Annotated in this window: 12 protein-coding genes; 2 read left to right on the forward strand and 10 right to left on the reverse strand. The window is 70.7% G+C overall.

What is annotated here, in order from left to right; translation table 11 throughout:
- Window positions 1–99: 99 nt before the first annotated feature.
- The 9 genes from ACIBH4_RS17030 to ACIBH4_RS17070 form a co-directional block, all read right to left on the reverse strand.
- The gene (locus tag ACIBH4_RS17030) at window positions 100–1650 is read right to left on the reverse strand and encodes an MFS transporter (protein WP_362766616.1); all 1551 of its coding nucleotides are present in this window, start codon (window positions 1648–1650) and stop codon (window positions 100–102) included.
- A 49-nt stretch (window positions 1651–1699) separates the two neighbouring features.
- A complete protein-coding gene (locus ACIBH4_RS17035) occupies window positions 1700–2380 on the reverse strand; it encodes an LppX_LprAFG lipoprotein (protein ID WP_362506575.1) in 681 nt (226 codons plus the stop codon).
- A 59-nt stretch (window positions 2381–2439) separates the two neighbouring features.
- Window positions 2440–2904, reverse strand: coding sequence for a MarR family transcriptional regulator (locus ACIBH4_RS17040; protein ID WP_362506572.1), 465 nt, complete (start codon window positions 2902–2904; stop codon window positions 2440–2442).
- A gap of 378 nt (window positions 2905–3282) precedes the next feature.
- Entirely contained in the window at window positions 3283–4707 is a 1425-nt protein-coding gene (locus tag ACIBH4_RS17045) for an aminopeptidase P family protein (RefSeq protein WP_362506569.1), read from the reverse strand.
- Window positions 4708–4818: 111 nt separating this feature from the next.
- Complete coding sequence (locus ACIBH4_RS17050) at window positions 4819–6102, reverse strand: ABC transporter substrate-binding protein (RefSeq protein ID WP_362506566.1); 1284 nt, start codon at window positions 6100–6102, stop codon at window positions 4819–4821.
- 4 nt (window positions 6103–6106) lie between these two features.
- Complete coding sequence (locus ACIBH4_RS17055) at window positions 6107–7285, reverse strand: branched-chain amino acid ABC transporter permease (protein WP_362506563.1); 1179 nt, start codon at window positions 7283–7285, stop codon at window positions 6107–6109.
- Window positions 7278–8168 (reverse strand): branched-chain amino acid ABC transporter permease, encoded by an 891-nt coding sequence (locus ACIBH4_RS17060; protein WP_362766613.1) that lies wholly within the window; start codon window positions 8166–8168, stop codon window positions 7278–7280. Before ACIBH4_RS17060 ends, ACIBH4_RS17055 begins: the two co-directional genes overlap by 8 nt.
- Complete coding sequence (locus ACIBH4_RS17065; protein ID WP_362506557.1) at window positions 8165–9139, reverse strand: ABC transporter ATP-binding protein; 975 nt, start codon at window positions 9137–9139, stop codon at window positions 8165–8167. Before ACIBH4_RS17065 ends, ACIBH4_RS17060 begins: the two co-directional genes overlap by 4 nt.
- Window positions 9136–9963: an ABC transporter ATP-binding protein gene (locus tag ACIBH4_RS17070; RefSeq protein ID WP_362506554.1), complete on the reverse strand. Its 828-nt coding sequence runs from the start codon at window positions 9961–9963 to the stop codon at window positions 9136–9138. Before ACIBH4_RS17070 ends, ACIBH4_RS17065 begins: the two co-directional genes overlap by 4 nt.
- Window positions 9964–10146: 183 nt before the next feature.
- Between ACIBH4_RS17070 and ACIBH4_RS17075 the strand changes: the two genes are divergently transcribed.
- Window positions 10147–11346 (forward strand): helix-turn-helix domain-containing protein, encoded by a 1200-nt coding sequence (locus tag ACIBH4_RS17075; protein WP_362506551.1) that lies wholly within the window; start codon window positions 10147–10149, stop codon window positions 11344–11346.
- A gap of 92 nt (window positions 11347–11438) precedes the next feature.
- Entirely contained in the window at window positions 11439–11867 is a 429-nt protein-coding gene (locus ACIBH4_RS17080) for a CBS domain-containing protein (protein WP_362506548.1), read from the forward strand.
- A 266-nt stretch (window positions 11868–12133) separates the two neighbouring features.
- Here ACIBH4_RS17080 and ACIBH4_RS17085 read toward each other — a convergent pair whose 3' ends face one another.
- Window positions 12134–15478: a S8 family serine peptidase gene (locus tag ACIBH4_RS17085; protein ID WP_362506545.1), complete on the reverse strand. Its 3345-nt coding sequence runs from the start codon at window positions 15476–15478 to the stop codon at window positions 12134–12136.
- Window positions 15479–15638 lie beyond the last annotated feature (160 nt).

The following is a 15638-nucleotide window of genomic DNA, read 5'->3' on the forward strand; positions in this document are numbered from 1 at the left end:
CCGGTCCGCGTCGAGGTCGTGCCCGGTTCCGGCTCGTGCCGGCCGGGTCCGTGCCCGGTTCCGGTTCCGGTTCGTGCCCGGTCGGCGCGGGTGTCGGGGTCAGGATCGGTCGGCTCGCCGGGATCCGCGGGGCAGGAGTAGCGCGACCAGCGCGCCCACCCCGCACAGGACGGCCGTGATCAGGAAGATCTCGCTGTACTCGGTGTGCAGCGCCTCCTTCACCTTTTCCTGGTACTCGGTGAGCCGCCCGGCGTACACGACGGGGTCCACCCCGAAGGGCAGTGGCGTGTCCAGGTCGGCGGTGAGTGACTGGAAGCGGTGGAAGCCCCACGCGGACAGCGCGGCGACGCCGAGTAGCATGCCCATCATCCGGGCCACGACCACCGCCGCCGAGGCCACCCCGTGCTGGACGGCGGGCACGGCCCGCAGCACCGCGGAGGAGACCGGGGCGATCACCAGGCCGAGACCCAGGCCGGCGACGACGAGGTCGACGTCCATGCGATATCCGGCCGAGGCCAGGTCCAGGGGCCACTGGCCGATGCGCGCGTACCCGGCCGTGGCCACCGCGAGCCCGAGCACCGTCACCGCGCGTTCGCCGTAGCGGCGGGCCATCACGCCGCCCACCAGCGCGGCGACCGAGAGCGCGACGAGGAAGCGCGACAGCACCAGGGCGCCGTCCAGGCTGTCGAGCCCCAGCAGCGTCTGCGCCGACAGCTGCACGTCGACCAGGGTGACCAGCAGCGCGGCGCCGGTCAGGAAGCTCACCCCGAGCGTGGCGAAGAACGGGCCGCGCCGCACCCCCGTCATGTCGATCAGCCGGGTCCTGGAGCGCCACTCCCAGGCGACGAACGCCGCGCCGGACACGACCCCGGCGACGATCATGGGCATGCCCCACGGGGGGAGGACCGACCGGCCGGGGTCGGGGTTGTAGAGACCGGCCACGAGCAGGCCGAGCGAGAGCGCGAGCAGCAGCCCGCCCACCACGTCGACGCGCTTTCCCGCCCCGGGTTCCCTGTCGCGGGAGGGCGGCGGCACCGACCGCTGCACGGCCACCGCGGCCAGGGCCACCAGTGGGACGTTCAACCAGAAGATCGACCGCCAGCCGCCGAGTTGCACGCCGCCGATCTGGAGCCCGGCAGGGACGAGGGCGGCGAGGGCGGCACCGTACAGAGGGCCCAGCACGCTGCCGAGTTCCTGGGCCGACCCCACCGCGCCGAGCGCCACCGGGCGCTCGTCCTCCTCCCACAAATCCCCGATCAGGGCCATGGTGATGGGCAGCAGCGCGCCGCCCGCCACTCCCTGCAGGGTCCGCCCCGCGACGAGCCAGGGCACGGTCTCACCCAGCGCGGTGATCACCGAGCCCGCTGCGAAGCCCGCCAGGCACAGGTGGATGAGCGGGCGCCTGCCGTACCGGTCGGAGAGCTGGCCGAGCAGCGGCATGGCCGCGATGTAGCCGAGCAGGAAACCGGTGACGATCGGGGTGGCCCGCTCCAGGTGGTTGAGGGGAACGTCGACGTCCCTCGCGATGTCGACGAGGACGGTCACCACGACGTAGGCGTCCAGGGCCGCGAGCAGCACCGCGGTGCCGCCGACGCCGAGGGCGGTTCGCCGCCGGGTGGGAAGGGCGTCGCCCGAGGCGGTGTAGGTCATCTGCGGGTCACCGTGCGGGTCACCGTGCGGGTCACTGTGCGGGTCACCGTCACTCCGCCGGAGCGGTGACCTGGACCGGCACGTCGTAGTCGCCGAAGGCCACGATCACCTTGCCGTCGGTCAGTGGCAGGTCCGCCTTGAGCAGCCGGTTGGTGGCCTTGTCGATCCAGAGCACCGCGTCGACATTCTGGGTGAGACCGGGCACCATCGTGGCGAGCACCTGCTGGGAGAGCGTCGCCGAGACCCGGTAGGTGTCGACGCCGTCCAGCTTCTCCGCCGCCTGGGTCTTCGCGTCGAGCGCGTTGGTCAGTAGCTGTACGACGCCCTTCTCCGGGTTGAGGATGGCGGACGGGTCGTAGATCGCCGCCAGCTGGCTCCGCGACATCTGCTGGAAGCCGCCGGTCACGCCCTTGAAGTGGACGGTCTCCCCGATCAGCACGAAGTTGATCTCCTGGAGACTGCCCAGTACGTCGATCTGGAGGGTGCCGTCCGCGTCGCCGGTCCCGCTGAGACGACCGGAGGCCTTCTTGACCGGTACGGGTGGGGTGCCCTCGGTCTCCAGGGAGAAGGTGGCGGACTTCACGGAGCGCATCGCCTCCGCGGACTTCTTGACCAGCTCGGCTCCGCTGGGAAGGGCTGTCGTGCCGTCGGAGGCACCGCCGCCACTGCATGCGGTGACCAGGGATAACGCGGCGATCACCGCGGTGATGAGGATCCGGCGAGCAGACATGGGCGGATCGTAACGACCTTCCGGTCTACTAACGAGGAACGACCGGTATCGGTTTCGCGTCAGCGGATGCTTTTGAGGTGCTTGACCACCGGCGCGTACGCCGCTTCCAGTTCGATCAGCTGATCGTCGGTGAGCAGGTCGATGAAGTGACGGCGCACGCCGGTCACGTGGTGGGGTGCGACCTTCTGGATGGTGGCCCAGCCGTGCTCGGTGAGGACGGCGAAGGTGCCGCGCCTGTCGTCGGCGCAGGTCTCCCTGGCGACCAGACCGGCGGCCTCCATCCGGGAGATCTGATGTGACAGGCGGCTGCGGGACTGGATCGTGGCCTCCGCCAGATCGCTCATCCGCATGCGCTGACCGGAGGTCTCCGACAGGTTCACCAGGATCTCGTAGTCGTTGAACGAGAGTCCGAGGGGTTGGAGCTCACGATCGAGGCGATGCTCGAGGAGCTTGTGCGCGGCGAGGTGGGCACGCCATGCCCGTTGCTCGACGGAGGACAGCCAGCGAGGCTCCTGATCTTTCACCGGCCGCTCACCACTTTCGTTCACCGCGCGTGTGACCACGACTCCAACGGGTCCACCCCCCAGTCGACCACTTCGCTCGCCGGGCGGGGCTTGCTTCGGGGTCATAGATCAGAATCTACCTCAGAAGGCGTCGTTCGCTCGTGGTGGCGAGGCGGCGAGGTGAGGGAACTCCTGTGGTTCCCGCTGTCGCTCCCAACCCCGATGACCAGCCGGGATCGGCCACGCCGCCGATGGGGCAGGTGAAGGAACGCACGTGAGGGTGTGGCGGAGGCGGCGGATCCGCGAAAAGATCGCCGCCCTGCCCGAGGTCGAGAGCGCGGCGACCTTTTCCCAGTCGTCGTCTGCCGTCGTCTGCCGTCGTCTGCCGTCCTCGCCCGCTCAACTCGTGACGCCTGAATCCTCCATCCATCTCTCCACCTTGTCGGGGTGGCGGGGCAGCCCGGCCGACATGAGGCGGGCGCCGTCGGAGGTGATGATCAGGTCGTCCTCGATGCGCACGCCGATACCGCGCAGTTCCGGCGGAAGCGTGAGGTCATCCGGTTGCAGGTAGAGGCCGGGCTCGACCGTCAGCACCTGTCCCTCCTCCAGCACACCGTCCAGGTAGACCTCCGAGCGGGCCCTGGCGCAGTCGTGCACGTCCATGCCGAGCATGTGGCCGCTGCTGCACAGCGTGTAGCGGCGGTACAGGCCGCTGCCGGGCTCCATCGCCTCGTCCGCGCCGATCTTCAGCACACCCCAGTCGTGCAGCCCTTCCGCGATGACCCTCATGGCCGCGCGGTGGAAGTCACGAAAGCTCACACCGGGGCGCAGGGTGGCGATCGCCGCCTCCTGGGCCTCGTACACCAGCTCGTAGACCTGGCGCTGGACCGGGCTGAAGCGCCCGGAGAGCGGGAGGGTCCTGGTGATGTCGGCGGTGTAGAGGTGGTCGGTCTCCACGCCCGCGTCGAGGAGCAGCAGTTCGTTCGCGTCCAGCCGCCCGTCGTTGCGGATCCAGTGCAGCACGCACGCGTTGGCGCCGGAGGCCACGATGCTGTCGTAGCCGACCGCGTTGCCCTCCAGGCGGGCGCGGAGGCCGAAGACCCCCTCCAGATAGCGTTCGCCGCGCCGGTGTCCCAGCGCGGCCGGCAGGGCCCGCGCCACGTCCTCGAACCCGCGCACGGTGGCGTCGATCGAGAACTGCAGCTCGGCGACCTCCCACTCGTCCTTGATCAGCCGCATCTCGGACAGGAACGTCTCCAGCTCCTCGTCGCCGTCGCCGGGGGAGACCCGCGCGTCGACCGACGCGTCCACCCCGCGCAGCACCCGCGCCGGTCCGCCGAGCACGTCGTCCAGTCTGTCGATCGGCGCGCAGGCGATCTGGTGCAGGGCCTCGGCCTCGGCCAGGTCGGGGCGGCGGCCCACCCAGAACTCGCCGTAGCGGCGGTCGCGGTAGAACTCCTGCCCGGCCTCGCCCGGCGCCGATCTCGGTGAGCGGGGGCGCAGGAACAGCGTGGCCTCCCCTGAGGGTTCGACGACCAGCACGTCGTCGGGCTCCTGGTCGCCGGTGAGGTAGGCGAAGGCGCTGTGCGCCCGGAACCGGTAGTCGCTGTCGTTGCTGCGGACCTTGAGCGTGCCGGACGGGACGACCAGCCGCTCGCCGGGAAAGCGGGCGGCGAGCGCGGCGCGCCGCTTGGCGGTGTAGGCCGCCTGCGGCAGCGGGGCCAGGTCGTCGCGGTGCGTGTCGGCCCAGCCGGTGTTCATGAACGCGGCGAGGGCCTCGGAGACCGGCAGGTCGTGGCTGCCGGTGTTGAGCTTCTGGGTCATCGTGTTCCCGGGAGCGGAGGTCTCTGGTCGCCCCCACGCTAGCCCGGAGCGGTGCGGCCCCGCACACCCGGCGCGTACCGGGCCGCACAGAGGAGCACAGGGGACCGTGGGTCAGCCCACCGGGACCCGGTACTCCTTGGCCAGGTCGGACGTCGCGGCCTCCTCGAAGACGACCGCGCCGCCCAGGGCCGCCTTGTCCGGCTTGGCCACGTACGACAGCAGCGAGGCGGGCCTGTCGAAGGCGGTGAAGTCCATGATCGTGCCGAACTCCTCGCCCCAGGCCGACTGGCCGCGGTGCGCGGCGACCACCGCCGCCCGGGTCAGGTCCTTGCCCTCGCAGGCCTTCTTGAGCGCGTCGACGACGATCGCCGCCGCCGAGTAGCCCGCGGGGACGCCGCTGTCGATGGCCGTGTCCGGATATTTCGCCGTATAGTCGGCGGCCAGCTTCTTCAGGGCGGGCAGTTCTGAGCTGATCGGCGTGCCGGCGGTCATGTAGTAGAAGTCCTTCAGCAGGGCGGGCCCGGCCGGAGTGGGCAGCAGTTGCGGGGAGTAGGCCGAGTTGCTGCCGACGAACGGCACGTCCATGCCCTTGGCGAGCGAGACGCCGACGAGCGAGGCGGTCTGCCTCGGACCGACGGAGACGAGGACGGCCTTGACGCCCTCCGCCTTGAACGCGGCGACCTGGGCGCTCATGTCCTGGTCGGTGGCCTTGATCTTCTGTTCCACGAGCGTGAGGCCGAGCTTCTCCGACGCGTACTTGGAGCCGTTGAGGGCGCTCTCACCGTAGTCGCCCTCGAAGTACAGGTGCCCGATCCTGTCCCCGGACTTGAGGCCCTTCTCCCTGGTCAGGAAGTCAACCCCGTTGATCATGTCGATGTCGTAGGTCGTCCCGGTGACCTGGATGGCCCTGCTGCCGAGCAGTCCGGTCGCCCAGGCCTGCGGGAGGGTGAGCATCTGGTCGGTCTCGATGCGCTGCTTGAGCGCGTTGACCATGGGCGAGCCGACGACGTGGGCGAGCGCCACCACTTTCGGGGCGATCTCGGTGTAGGCCGCGACCGCCTTCTGCGCGTCGTAGCCGTGGTCGCGCACCAGGGCCTCCAGCTGCCGTCCGCACACGCCCCCGGCCGCGTTCGCCTGCTCGAAGTACAGCTGCTGTGCCTGGGTCAGGCTCTTGCCGAACGAGGCGTACGGGCCGGTGAGGTCGGTCATCAGACCGATCGTGATCTTGTCGGCGGTGACGCCGGGGCCCGTCTTCACGCCGTCCCCCCCGACGGCGGAGGGGGCGGAGGCCTCCCCGCCGCCCCCGGTGGCCTTCTCGCTGGCGCACGCGGTGACGGCCAGGGCCAGGGCGGCGAGCGCCGCGACGCCTCGGACCGGGGTTCTTGGGATTCCCATGTCATCAGTTCCTTGTGTCGGGGGAGTCGGGGGAGTCGGGGGAGTCGGGGGGTGGGGGCGGAGACGGCGGGGCCTTCGTCGCCGCGGGAGCCGGGGAAGCGCGAGCGGAGGAAGCGGGGACGGGGGCGAGCCGCCGACCGGCGGCCGGGCGCAGGCGGCCGGCGAGGCCGAGCAGCCCGCCGGGCAGGAAGAGGACGATGACGACGACGGCGGCGCCGTACAGGACGCGGGCCGCCTCTGCGGGCGAGACTCCGCCAGAGCCCGGCTCGGCCACCAGCGGCAGGGCGTCGCTGTAGCGGCTGAGCAACTGGGGGAGCATCGAGACGAAGAACGCGCCGATCACCGCGCCCGCGACGGAGCCGAGTCCACCGATGACGATCATCGCAAGGTAGTCGAGGGAGAGCAGCAGGCCGAAGTAGTCGGGCACGGTGCGCTGGAAGATCAGCGCGAGCAGGACCCCGGCCAGCCCTCCGTACATCGACGAGAGCACGAACACCCCGGCGCGGTAGCGGGCCACCGGCACGCCCATCACCCCCGCCGCGATCTCATGGTCGCGGATGGTGTTCATGGCCCTCCCCGGACGGCCGCGCAGCACCCCTCGGGCGAACAGCGCCGCGCCGGTCAGCAGGACCAGGCCCAGAAACCACAGCCGCTCCAGCGAACCAAAGGGCACCCGCGCGACCACCAGTTCGGGGGTGTCGGCGAACACGAACCCGAACAGCTCCATCGGTGGCACCGGGCGCCCGTTGTATCCGCCCGTCACGGGTTCGGCGTTGAACAGCACGTGCTGGCCGACGAAGATCAGCGCGAGGGTGGCGATGCCGAGGTAGGCGCCTTTCAGGCGTCCCGCGATGGGGCTGAACACGCCGCCCGCGACGCCCGCCGCGAGCACCGCGAGCAACGCCGCCACGGGGGTGGGCAGGCCCAGGCCGCCGAGGGCGTGTGCGCCGCCCTCCGGCTCGGAGGCGAGGTAGACGTAGGCGTACGCGCCGACCGCCAGGAAGAAGGCGTGTCCCATGGACAGCTGGCCGGTGGCACCGGTCAGCAGGTTGACACCGATCGCCCCGATCGCCGCCGACATCGCGAAGAGCCCGGTCTGCAGCCAGAAGCCCTCCAGGTAGAACGGTACGGCGACCGCCACCACGGCCAGTGCGGCGCAGGAGAGGATGATCTTCCTAGACACGTGCCGGCTCCCTCGTCCCGAACAGTCCCGCGGGGCGGATGAGCAGGACCACGATCATCACGAGGAACGGCGCGACGTCGCCGATGCCCCGGCCGAGGAAGGCGAGGTCGTTCTGGTAGCCGCTCATCATGGCCTCGGTGACACCGATGATCAGTCCTCCGGCCAGCGCTCCCGTGGTGGAGTCAAGGCCGCCCAGGATCGCCGCGGGGAACGCCTTCATCGCCGCGAAGGCGGTGCCGCGGTCCAGCCCCGGGGTCGGGAAGACGCACAGGAAGAGCGCCGCGACGGCGGCGAGCGCCCCGGCGACCGCCCAGGCTCCCATCGAGACCCGCCCGCGCCGCACGCCCATCAGCGCGGCGGTCTCCGCGTCCTCCGCGGTGGCGCGCATGGCGATGCCCCAGTTCGTGTGCTTGAACGCCAGCAGGAACGCGGTGATCAGGGCCGCCGCGACGGCCAGTGCGACCACCCGGGTCTGGGCGACGCTGACGTCACCCAGGTGCAGCACCCGGTCACGCCAAGGGTCGCCCATGGCGAGCACGTCGGTGCCGATCCGCCTGGTCAGCTCGGTCGTCAGCACGATGTCGACGCCGATCGTCACGATCGCCAGCACGCTGTGCGAGGCGGTGTTCGCCCTGCGGATGACCAGGAACTCGATGAGGGCGCCCACGACGGCCGCACCGGCGACGCCCAGCAGCAGGGCGGTCCAGAAGCCCACCGACGGGTGCGTTCCGGCCACGATGAAGCCGCCGACCAGCAGTAGCGAGGCGTGCGCGAAGTTCACCACCTCGGTCGCCTTGAAGATGATGACGAAGCCCAGGGCGATCAACGCGTACACGGCTCCGACGGAGATCCCGTTCACCAGGAGTTCGAGAAAAGTGATCACGAAGCGACCTCCCCGTCCCCGCCCGCCACGCTCTCGCCCGCCGCGCTTCCAGCGGTCGTGTCCTTGCCCGTCGTGTTTTCCGCGCTCGCGTTCTCGACGGTCGTGTTTCTCTCGGTGGCGTCCTCGGCGGTGGGAAGCACCGCGGTCGCGCTCTCGACCACGGTGCTTTCCACCGCCGCGCCCAGGTAGGCGCGGACCACCTCCGGATCGTTCTGCACCTCGCGGGGAGAACCGTCCGCGATGCGCCTGCCGAAGTCCAGGACCGTCACCGCGTCGGCGAGCCGCATGACGATCCCCATGTCGTGCTCGACCAGCAGGATCGAGATGCCGAGGCTCTCCCGTACCGCGACGATCAACTCGGCCATGTCGCGGCGCTCGCCGCCGTTCATGCCGGCGACCGGCTCGTCCAGCAGCAGCAGCCGGGGTTCCATGCACAGGGCCCGCGCCAGCTCCACGCGCTTCTGCACGCCGTACGGCAGCAGTCCGGCGGGCGTGGCCAGCCGTTCGGAGAGCCCGACGAACGCGGCGATCTCGGTCACCCGCTCGCCGTGCGCGGCCGCCTCGCGCCGGGCCGACGGCAGCCGCAACCCGGCCGAGAGGAACCCGGCGCGGGTCAGCCGGTGGCGGCCGAGCATGAGGTTGTCCCTTACCGACAGGCGCGGCGACAGGGCGATGTTCTGGAAGGTGCGCGCCACGCCCAGGGCGGCGACACGGTGCGGGGCCAGGGAGGTCAGTTCCGCGTCGCCGAACCGCACGCTGCCCGAGGCGGCCCGGTAGACGCCCGACAGGACGTTGAAGAAGGTCGACTTGCCCGCCCCGTTGGGCCCGATCACCGCGTGGAGGCTGCCGGGCTCGACGGTGAAGCCGACCGCGTCCAGCGCGGTGAGCCCGGCGAAACGCACGGTCACGTCACGCACGTCGAGCCGGGGGATGGAAGGGTCCGTACCATCCGGTTGGTATGTGTCGCTCACGCGGACCACCTCGACAGCGCGGGCCGAGCCGCCTTCCGCGTCCCACGGGCCGCGACCGGGGAGGTGTCCTCGATGCCAAGGTAGCGACGGCGCACCTCGTCGCTCGCGGCGAGTTCCGCGGCCGGCCCCGACAGCACCACCTCGCCGACCTCCAGCACGTAGGCGTACGAGGCCAGGGACAGAGCCATCGCGGCGTTCTGCTCCACCAGGAGCACGGTGGTGCCGTCGGCGTTGATCTCGCGGACGGTCTCGGCGATCCTGGCGGCCATCAGCGGTGCGAGACCGAGGGTGGGCTCGTCGAGCAGCAGCATCCTGGGCCTGGCCATCAGCGCGCGGCCGATGGCGAGCATCTGCTGCTCCCCGCCGGACAGCAGGCCCGCGCGTTGTCCGGCGCGCCTGGCGAGCACGGGGAAGAGCGCGAGCACCCTCTCCCTCGCCTCGGCCGCCGACCGCCGGTCGGGTGCGCCGAGGGCGCCGGCCCGCAGGTTCTCCTCGACTGTCATCCGCGCGAAGACCTTGCGCCCCTCGGGTACCTGGACGACACCCCCCGCCACGATGGCCGAGGTGGCGGCGCCGGACAGCCGTGTGCCGCCGAACCCGACCTCGCCCGCGGTGATGCCGCCCCGGTGGAAGCCGAGGGTGCCGGAAACGGCGCGCAGCAGGGTCGACTTCCCCGCGCCGTTACCGCCGAGCACCGCGACGACCGAACCGCGCGGGACGCTCAGCGAGACACCCCGCAGGGCCGGGACCGGGCCGTAGTCCACCGCCAGATCCCTGACGGCCAGCCCGGAGTCCCCGGGAGGGCGAGGGGCGTGCACGTCCATGTGTGCCTCCTGACAGCCGATGAACGCACCCAACCGAGACGCTTCACCGGCGTCCAGAGGGCGGGGTGAAGTCGGGGCGGACGCCCATGCGGGACGGGTCCCGGTTGTGCGTGTGCACAACCCCGGGTCACGAAACAGAACAGAACCTTGTTCGGCAAGGTGTTTTGCTGTCACGATCCCCAGATGGGGACCCGGCCGGTTACGGACGACGAAGTACGCAGGGTCATGCGCCTGGCCGCCCGCAGGCTGTTGCTGAGACTTCCCGAGCTCACCGACGAGCTCGTCGCCAAGATCCGTGACACCGACGAGGCGTACCGGCGGATGGTTCCCACCGACGACCACTGGCAGAGCGTCTACGAGGCGATGCGGGACGGTATCGGCGCCATCCTGCTGCCCCGCTCCGAACGGTGTGACGTGCCGCAGGCGGAGAGGACCGCCCGGCGCAGGGCTGAGCAGGGACTGCCCATGGACTCCCTGCTGCGCAGCTATCGGCTCTCCGCGCAGGTGATGTGGGACGGTCTCATCGACGTGGTCACCGAGGAGGAGTCGGACAGCCTGCCTGTCCTGATCCGCAGCGCCACGAAGGTGTGGCACGCCACCGACCGGCAGGCGATCGCCGCCGCCGAGGCATACCGGAGACGGGAGTCCGAGTTGTTCGGCCGCACAGCCGAGAGGGTCCAGGCCCTGCTCGACGCGCTCCTTGAGGACCGGGCCGACGCCGGACTCGTCCGCAGCGCCGCCGCCGCGCTCGACCTGCCCGAACTGGGCCGGTACGCCGTCGTCATCACCCGGCTGCCCGGCCGCCACGACCACGGGAACGACACCCCGCGGCCGACCGCCCTGGGCGTGATGCGGCTGCTGTGGCGGATGCGCCCCGACTACGAGGTGTCGGTCGTGTTGCTGCGCGACGCGGACATGGACGACCTCGCCGGAGAGCTTCGCCCGTACGTCACCGGATGCGCCGGGATCAGCCCGGTCGTCGAGGGACTGGCCGAGCTGGGCCGCGCCAGGCGGCTCGCCGAACTGGCCCTGCGGACCTGCGTGGGCGAAGGCCCGGAGATCGCCAGACTGGAGGACAGACTGCCCGCCGCGCTGGTGGTCAGCCAGCCCGAACTCGCGGGTCACCTCAGCGGTGCCGTATTACGGCCCATCCTCGCCCTCGACCCGGCCGACAGGGAGGTGCTCCTCGGGACCCTGGAGGCGTGGCTGCGATGCGAGGGCTCGGCCATGCGCGCCGCCGGGCGGCTGTACTGCCACCGCAACACGGTTTTCAACCGCATCCGCCGAATCGAGCAGCTCACCGGCCGCTCGCTCGCACGCCCGCTCGACATCGTGGAGCTCACCCTCGCCCTCGACGCGGTGCGGTTGCTGCCCGTCACCTGACGGTCGATACTTTGCTCTCCTGCGTGCTTAGCGTGTGGCACAAGAGGGCAAAGGTAGGAATACTCGCGCCAGGCTGAACCGAGGTGATGCCAATGCTGATAGGTACGATTCTTCAAGGCAAGGGCACGGAGGTGGCGACCATCCGCCCGGACTCGACGGTCGCCGCGTTCCTGGCCGTTCTGGCCGAGAAGAACATCGGCGCCGTGGTGGTGTCCGAGGACGGCTCGTCCATCGCGGGCATCGTCTCCGAGCGCGACGTGGTGCGGCGACTGCACGACCGGGGCGCCGCCGTGCTGGAGGACCCGGTGTCCTCCATCATGACGGCCGAGGTCCGCACCTGCTCGCCGGACGACAACGTCGACGGACTCCGCCAGACCATGACCACGCACCGTATCCGGCACGTGCCGGTCGTGAGCGCGGGCCGGCTGGCGGGGATCGTGAGCATCGGTGACGTGGTCAAGAGCGCCATCGAGGCGCTGGAGACCGAGAAGGCCCACCTGGTCGACTACCTTCACCGCTGAACCCGAGGTTTCCGAACCGGAGGTACCGGGGCTCGATCCCTGAGTCCGAGCCCCGGGGTCGCCGAGGCGCGAGTTCCTGAGCCCCGTGTCCCCTTGGGTTCACGTGGTCGTCGCAACGTCTCGATCTGAGGAGTTGCGACGACCCCTTGTCACCGCCCCCGGCAGGGGCCGTTTCCCGGATCCGTGAGCCCGGCCCCGGCTCGCCGTGATCCTCCCAGGAAGCCCGGATGGGCCCGGCGCGTCGCGCCGGGCCCATCACGTTCTCGCTACTGCACGGTTATCTTGTCCACCTCGATCGTCAGCCCCTTGACCTGCGGTGTCGACGTTCCCGTCGTCACCGTCCCGATCCCGGCGCCGACGCCCTTGATCTTCATCGTGTAGCTCAGGCTGCCGCCGGGGGCGCCGGGCGTGCTGGCCACCCGGAGGTCCGTGGTCGGCGGGCCGGTGATCTGGCCGCCCGCGGTGCCGTCGGCGTTCTCGGCGCCCACGGTCAGGCCGTAGCCGGCGGGAGGATCACCGGGCAGGTTGCCCGGGTCGTAGGTGTAGGTGATGTCCTCGGTCCCGTTCAGGCCGATCCACTGCTGGAAGACCTTGAGGTTGCTCGTGCCGTAGAGGTTGACCCGCCACTCGACGACGAGCCAGTCGTTGACGCCGTCGGTCAGCGTGCCGGCGTAGATGCCGGGCGCGCCGGTGCCGTCCAGGTCGGTCCAGTAGGTGGCGAGCACGTTGTTCGGGGTCGCGGGGTCGGGCAGGGTCTGCGGTTCGAACGAGACGTCGGCCGAGCCCGAACTTCCCCCGGCGATCGTGTAGCCGTTGGAGACGATGCCGATCCTGTTGTAGGTCTGGCCCGCGTACTGGAACGAGGGCACGGTGAAGTTGATCGCCTGCTCGTCGCCGATCGGTACCGGCGCGATACCGAAGGCGTCGAGCGGCAGGTACGGGGCGGGACCGGTGCCCGGGGCGATGCCCGGCCTGTCCGGCTGCCTGGCCGCGAGGGTGGTCTTCGTCGTCGCGATCTGGGTACCGATCTTGGTGGCGCCGGTCACCGAGTTCAGCCGCAGCTTTCCGTCCAGCGTGCTGAGCGCCGTGACCTCGGCGTTCTCAAGGGTGTCGTTCCGCACGGTCACCGTACAGGTGGACTCGCCGGTGTTGCGCGGGATGGTGGCCGGTGCGCAGGTCTGCTCCACCGGGACCGCGCCCTGCTTGCGGACGAACGCGACCGGCAGGTGCAGGTTGCGCGAGCCGCCCACCTGCTTGAGGTTCACCTGGCCGAAGTACTGACCCTCCGGCAGGTCCGGCGCGGTGATCACCACGCTGAGCTTGACGCTCTTGCCCGCCTTCACGCTGAACAGCGGCGGCAGCACCGTGATGTTCGCGCCGTTCACCGTCGTGCCCGTCGCGGTGAAGGTGAGCGTCGAGTTCGTGACGTTGGTGAACGTCCGCTTGGCGGTGATGAGACCCGGCATGATCGGGGCGTTCACCGACGGCAGGTTCAGGTCGATGCGGTTCAACGGGTCGTCGGCCGAGGCGGCGAAGTTCTCGCCCGTTTCGTCCAGGGTCAGGCCGGGGTCGCCGGCCTTGGTCAGGTCGACGCGCCCGCCGCCGGTGTCGAACGGGTCGGCCGGGGTGACGCGGTCCTGCTTGGTGACCGAGGTCTTCGCCGTCGTCTCCAGCGCGGACTTCACCTGGCCGGGAGTCCAGGTCGGATGCAGCGCGAACAGCAGGGCCGCGGAACCCGCGACGTGCGGCGACGACATCGAGGTGCCCGAGATGGCCTGGTAGAGGTTGCCCTGCGGGCCACCGGCCGGGCTCTCCAGCACCGGTGTCTGCCCGGCCAGGATGTGCAGGCCGGGAGCGGTGACGTCCGGCTTGAGGAAGTCGCCACCGGGGCCGCGCGAGGAGAAGGTGGTGATCGCGTCGCCCTGCCAGGTGGTCTTGGTGCCCTGGGTGAAAGAGGCCGTCGCGCCGGGGTTGGCCGACAGGAACGCCAGCAGGGCGTCCCCCTCGGGCTTGTCGATGTGGACGGTGGGGAGCCAGTGGTTGTCCGTCATCACGTCGAGCGGGGAGGAGTTGTACAGGATCATGCCGGCCGCGCCGCCCTGCCGGACACTGAAGCCCTTCAGGACACGGTCGGGGCCGCGCTCACAAAGGACGATCTTCCCGGTGAACAGACCCGGGGGTGCGGGCGTGGTACAGAGCGGGTTGGAGTACGGCGGGGCCGAGGCCCGCACCACCGGCAGCGCGGAGGCGACGCCCGGGGTGATGGAGGCGCCCTTCACCGTGGCCGTCGCGCCGCCGGAACCGGACAGCGTGATCGTCGACTGGAAGGTCCTGGTCTGCGTGGAGGCCGCCACCGTGGTCACCCACGGGCTGACGTGGTTGACGGTCGCCGCGCCGGGGCCGGCGTTGCCCGCCGAGGCCGAGACGAGGACGCCCGCGGAGTACGCGTCGAGGAAGGCCAGCTCCACCGGGTCGCTGTAGGGGGAGGTGCCGCCGGAGATCGAGAAGTTGATCACGCGGACGCCGTCGAGGATGGCCCGGCCGACCGCCTGGGCGGAGTCGGAGGGGTAGCAGCCGGCCTCACCGCAGACCTTGTAGACCGACACGTGCGCCGCCGGGGCGATGCCGTGGATCGGGCCCCGGCTGATGCCGAGCGGGTTCGCGTCGGCCACCGGCCCGCCCGCCGAGGTCGTCGCGGTGTGGGTGCCGTGGCCGTTGGAGTCGCGGGCACTGTCGGGGAAGGTCTCACCGCCGACGTTCGCGTTGTAGGTCTCCAGGAACGGGGCGCCACCGATGAGCTTCCGGTTGCAGACGAACGGGTCGGCCGCAGGGGTGAGCGGGTTGTCGCCGAAGTTACAGGTGCGCGGCGTGCCGTCCTTGGTCGCCGGTGCGGCGGGCAACGTGCCGGGGTCGGCGAACTGGGGGTGCTCGGGCCAGGCGCCGGAGTCCAGGATGCCGACGATGACGCCCTTGCCCGAGGAGGAGCTGCCGCCCAGCTTGTTGTAGATCGTGGGCGCTCCGATGAACGCGGGGCTGGAGTCGGTGAGCAGCTGCTCGGGCTTGTCCTCCTGGACGGCCGCCACGCCGGGCAGCTTCAGCAGCGAGGCCGCCTTGTTGGCGGGAATGCGCAGCGCGATACCGCCGTAGACGGTCCGCAGCTTCTGACCCGCCCTGGCGCCTGGCACGTTCCTGGCGAGTTCGGCGAGGAAGGTGTTCTCGACGTCCTCGATGTGTCGCTGGTATTTCTTCGCGTCGTTGCTCTTGATGTCAAGAGCCTTTCCGGTCTTCGCCGGACTCGTCGCGGGAAGTCCGGCGAGGCCGCCCTGATAGGCGGCGAAAGAGTCGTAGTCGAGCTTGACCATCACGCTGACCGTGGCGGCCGAGGTCGACTTCAGCAGCCCCTCATCACTTTGGGCGAGTTTGCCGGTGGGGGACTTCGCGCCCTGGATCGGCTCACCCCCGGTCAGGGGAGTCGCCGTCCATTTGGCGGACGGCGTGGGGGTGGGGGTGGGATCCGCGCTCGCCGGCGGCGCCATCGCCGCGACGAGCCCGACGCCGGCGGCGAGCACCGCCACGCGTCTGATCCTCGGTGAGTAGGGCCTTCTGGTCAACGAGACCTCCCTGTCGGCACGCATGAACAGATCACGCGGCAGGGAGGGGAAGCCACCTGGCATGCCTGGGGCACGGCATGCCGGGGAGGGCGCCGACCCTCCCCGTCGGGTGACACGTGCTCGGCCACCCGGCAGGGGCGGCCGATCATGACAGGGAGCC

This window comes from Streptosporangium sp. NPDC050284, from assembly GCF_044459525.1.
Taxonomy (GTDB): domain Bacteria; phylum Actinomycetota; class Actinomycetes; order Streptosporangiales; family Streptosporangiaceae; genus Streptosporangium.